This is a genomic window from Microcoleus sp. Z1_B2 (assembly GCF_036700325.1).
Classification (GTDB): domain Bacteria; phylum Cyanobacteriota; class Cyanobacteriia; order Cyanobacteriales; family Microcoleaceae; genus Microcoleus.
The window spans coordinates 1-5,268 of sequence record NZ_JAUBOQ010000099.1 but is presented as its reverse complement, the minus strand read 5'-3'; the positions used below and the strand labels follow the sequence as shown (position 1 = coordinate 5,268).

The 5,268-nt window shown below is 51.2% G+C and carries 1 protein-coding gene; it reads right to left on the bottom strand.

All coding sequences use genetic code 11. The features are described from left to right. Nucleotides 1-4,503: DUF4347 domain-containing protein (locus QT984_RS29450; protein WP_333375553.1), on the bottom strand; the 4,503-nt coding region annotated here is incomplete at its 3' end. Between the last annotated feature and the right edge of the window lie 765 nt (nucleotides 4,504-5,268).

The following is a 5,268-nucleotide window of genomic DNA, read 5'->3' as shown; positions in this document are numbered from 1 at the left end:
TGGTTCCGGCGCGGGTGTTGGTTCTGGCGCGGGTGTTGGTTCTGGCGCGGGTGTTGGTTCCGGCGCAGGGACGGGTGGTGTTGGTGTTGGTGGTGTGGGTGTTGGTTCCGGCGCGGGTGTTGGTTCCGGCGCAGGGACGGGTGGTGTTGGTTCCGGCGCGGGCGCGGGTGTTGGTTCCGGCGCAGGGACGGGTGGTGTTGGTTCCGGCGCAGGGACGGGTGTTGGTTCCGGCGCAGGGACGGGTGGTGTTGGTTCCGGCGCGGGCGCGGGTGTTGGTGTTGGTTCGTTCAGGGGAATGGCAGAGACAGTAGCGCTGGCGGGGCTGGTAGCGCCCTGGTTGTCTGTAGCGCTGTAGGTGAAATTTGCTGTTGTAAAGTTGGCTGTGGATTGGAAAAATAATTGGTTAATGTCAGCAGGTGTCAGAATTTGACCGGCGCGGATAATCCTGCCGCCGGTTTCGGGATTGCCTAAAAATATCAGCCCTTCATCTGCTGGTGGGACGGTGTTGATCGTGAAAGATGCGATCGACCCGTCTGGATCTGTGCCGCCTAGTCCTGCGATCGCCACAGTGCTGCTGGGGGCGATTTCGAGGTTGACGTTGTTAGCTACTGGCGGTTTGTTGGGCTCCGGCAGCACCGCCGAGACAGTAGCGCTGGCGCGGCTGGTAGCGCCCTGGTTGTCTGTAGCGCTGTAGGTGAAATTTGCTTTTGTAAAGTTGCCTGTCGATTGGAAAAATAATTGGTTAATGTCAGCAGGTGTCAGAATTTGACCGGCGGTGACAATCGTGCCGCCAGTATCGGGATTGCCTAAAAATACCAGCCCTTCATTTGCTGGTGGGACGGTGTTGATGGTGAAAGATGCGATCGACCCGTCGGGGTCGCTTCCTCCCAGTCCTGCGATCGCCACAGTGCTGCTGGGGGCGATTTCGAGGTTGACGTTGCTAGCTATCGGCCGTAGGTTGGCGGGAGTCGGAGTCGGAGTCGGTGGGAGTGGGGGAGTCGGAGTCGGCGCAGAGGCGATGCTGGTGGTAACAGTTGCGACGGAATCGCTGCCGTTATTGTTGCCGGGATTCGGGTCATTAGTGGTTGAGGTACTTCTTGCCGTGTTGCTGACAGTGCTGGTCGCGGGGACTGGGAATGTGACTCTCCGGCTGACGGTCACGCCGTCAGCTAAGCTGGCAATGGGCGGAAAGCTGACAATGCCTGTCGCTGGGTTGTAAGTACCGCCGTTGGATGCTGTGACGCCCGTTAAACCGGGAACGATGCTGTCTGTAAGGGTGATGTTGGTGGCGGTACTGGGCCCTCTGTTTTCGGTGAGAATGGTGTAGGTGACAGTCGAACCCGCGATCGCAGTAGCGGGCCCGGTTTTGAGCGTCACTACATCGGCGCTATCGGTGATAGTAGTGGTGACTCGCGCTTCGGGGCTGGTGCCGTTGTTGTTGGCAGGATTGGGGTCTGGGCTCGTTGAGGTGCTGCTAGCAGTGTTGGCGATGGGGCCGCCGCTGGCGGGAACTGCGAAACTGACGGTTCTGTTGGTGCTGGCTGCGCTGGCTAGGGATGCGATCGCCGTCCAAGTCACAATACCTGTAGTTGCGTTGTAACTTCCGCCCTCGGAGACGCTGACTCCTGTTAAGCCCGGAACAATGCTGTCGGCGATCGCCACATTGATTGCCGCACTCGGCCCACTGTTGGCTGCCGTAATTGTGTAGGTGACAGTCGAACCCGCGATCGCAGTAGCGGGCCCGGTTTTGCGCGTCACTACATCGGCGCTATCGGCGATCGTGGTGGTGACTCTTGCCGACGGGCTGCTGCCATTGTTGTTGCCGGGATTGGGGTCATTAGTGGTTGAGGTGCTGCTAGCAGTGTTGGCGACGGTGCCGCCGGTGGCGGGAACTGCGAAACTGACGGTTCTGTTGGTGCTGGCTGCGCGGGCTAGGGATGCGATCGCCGTCCAAGTCACAATACCTGTAGTTGCGTTGTAAGTTCCGCCGTCCGACACGCTGACTCCTGTTAAACCAGGAACAATGGTGTCGGCGATCGCCACATTGGTTGCCGCACTCGGCCCACTGTTGGCTGCCGTAATTGTGTAGGTGACAGTCGAACCCGCGATCGCAGTAGCGGGCCCGGTTTTGCGCGTCACTACATCGGCGCTATCGGTGATAGTAGTGGTGACTCGCGCTTCGGGGCTGCTGCCGTTGTTGTTGCCGGGATTGGGGTCTGGGGTAATCGAGGTACTGCTAGCAGTGTTGGCGACGGTGCCACCGGTGGCGGGAACTGCGAAACTGACGGTTCTGTTGGCGCTGGTTGCGCTGGCTAGGGATGGGATCGCCGTCCAAGTCACAATACCTGTAGTTGCGTTGTAACTTCCGCCCTCGGAGACGCTGACTCCTGTTAAACCAGGAACAATGGTGTCGGCGATCGCCACATTGGTTGCCGCACTCGGCCCACTGTTGGCTGCCGTAATTGTGTAGGTGACAGTCGAACCCGCGATCGCAGTAGCGGGCCCAATTTTACGCGTCACTACATCAGCGCTATCGTTCGTAATAGTGGTCGTGACTCTCGCATCCGGGCGGCTGCCACTGTTGTTACCGGGTACGGGATCGATCGTGCTGCTGCTGCTGAATACACTATTTGTAATAGGGCCGAGTGTAGTTGGGGTCGTAACAGTTACGGTGCGGGTGGCTGTGGCCCCAACAGGTAAATTCGGAATACTCCAGGAAACCAGTCTCGTTGTCGGGTTGAAAGTGCCGTTGCCGTCGGCACTGCCAAATACTGCCCCGACGGGCAATTGATCTTCAACCACCACGTTTTCGGCGGCGTCCGGGCCGTTATTTACCGTCGTAATTGTGTAAGTGATGCTGCTACCCGGTGCCGCTGCCGCCGGGCCTGTTTTCGTTGAGGCAACATCTGCTGTAGTAAGCGGCACGTCTATAGTTTGGATCGACAAAGTGCGAACGTCGTGAATATTTGTTGCGGCTCCCGTTGAACCAGCAAAACCAAATTTGAATGTTGCCGGGATTGGCCCGTTTAAGTCCTCTAAATTGGCAATGTCGATAATAGTCTCGCCCTGATCTGTAAACAAACCATTATTGTTGAGATCAAAGTTAACAGTGAGACGGTTTGGCGTTGCAGAAGTGGGGGGTTGCAAAATAATTTGAACTCTTCTTCTGGCTTCTTCGCGACTGCTGGTAATGGCATTGTTCGGCCCGTTTGGAGGCAGAGGATTTACGGTATCGGGAATATTATCTATTCCCTGCGGCACAAACGTAGAAGTTAAAAATTGATATTGCGTAACTTCGCTACCTCGAAGCGTTACCGAATCTCGTCTAATTCCCCCCGGAAGTCCGCCTACCCGCCCTTGAGTTGTAGTTGAGAAATTTCCGAATTCATCCAATCCAATTCCTAAATAACCTCCCCGTAAACCGGACTGATTTGTATCTGTATTTTGCGCGTAGCCGAGAGAACCTCCATAGCCTCCAGCTACTGTTGGCGTCACAGTACCGTCAATTAAAAAGAAACTTATGCCGTCCCCTGTCTGCCCTGCTAAATCAGGACGATCAGGACGTGTAGTGCCGTCGTAGGCAAATATATCGAAGACAATTTTAAGACCGCTGTTGACAGGAACCTGACTGTTATAGATGACAAAAGTAGATTGGTCAAAAGTTCTTGTAGTTAATCTCAACGCCCCGCTGCCAACCGGGTCTATGTTCAAGCCCGGAAAACTCTCTGTTCCGGTTCCTGCTGTTAAAGCTGGAGCATCTGAAATGCCTGTTACCCCAGAGATCCAAGGCCCGATTAGACTTGCATCTTGAAAACTTTCATCCACTAAATTAATGAGGACAGCGCTGTAATTTTCCTGGGTGTTTGTTTCAAAGGCTATTGCTGTTTTTACTCGTCCTGCTGTAACATTTAATTGCCAGTTTCCTCCTAATTTGGCACTACCAATTAGATTGTTGGAAGCCGCTATATTTGCGCCTGTTAATTCTCTCAGCTTCCGCACGAAAGCAATCCCGGATTTTCCAGCCCCAACCTTACACGATAATAATAAAATATCGGCTTTTTCGCTTAAGGCATTTCGCCACTGCTGCAAATGCCGATCGTACTTTGATAAGTTTTCATTCGTCAGTAAAGTTGACCCCAGTTGCACGGAAGCTTCATTGCCGTGAGCAACAATCTGAAGGCTGGCAATTAAACTGCGTTTAGCTAGAATCTCCGTAATTTGTTCTACTCCGTCCAGAGTTCGATCGAGGACAATTATCTCTGTCCCTGGTTTGACTCCGCTGGCAAGATGCTGATAATTCTCTACCCTCGGATCGATGCAAACTAAATGTTTTGTATGTGTAGTCTTGACGCCCCGAGTCGCTTTTGTTAAACCGGAAATATCGAGCGCCATATCACCCACTAACGACGGCCCACTCCAAGAACTTTTTATGCAGTAAGTGTAGCGGCGATCGCAACTTGATTGGTGAATTGGCGAAGAGTAGTTGCACCCTAAATGTTTCATGAGTTACATAGCTCCTTGATCTATTAACTTTCAATCTTCAGTGGTAGATATTATTGTTAATTGCTAATGGGAAATTTCTAACTGCTCATTTCTCGATTTCGCATAGTTAACAAGTTATTTTTACTTCGTTTTTGTTTGGATCGACATCTTCCCAAAGTAGCAGTTCGCTCTATTTCGCTGGTAAATCAGGTTTTTTTTTCGCCAATTCAGACGTGAGCCTAAATTATTTTGAAATGAAAAAAATTAGCACAATCTACGATAAATTACCGTAAAATTAGATATTTTTTACCTAAAAGTAGTTGACAGCTTTGTATTTTTGTAGTATCAAAGGGGTTAATGTATGCGATTTTTATTACGACTCGAGTTTTTATCAAACCCAATTTGATCGATCTCAATCAGCCGACTCTCAAATCATCTATATGATACTCAAGAAATGGTTATATTTTTTGTAGTTTTAAACTTTTTTTGTTTTGTTTTTCATGACCAAATGACTCAATAAAAACCCTTTTTCTGGTTATTATTGAGTCGAATAACCCCCAAAATCTCCAAATTACTATTTTTTATGCTACATTCAAAAACTCGGTTTATCAAATAAACCGAGTTGCTAAAAGCATAGGAAAAAATGCAGCATATTTAATGCGCTTTGGTCTTAAGGAGAAAGAGTGAGAAAATCCCGATTACTCAGCAAATTATCAGCGCCAAAAACCTGAGCCAAAACCTCCCCAGTCGCCGCAACTTGTAGCAGTGTGCTATTGGCAGTCGAAT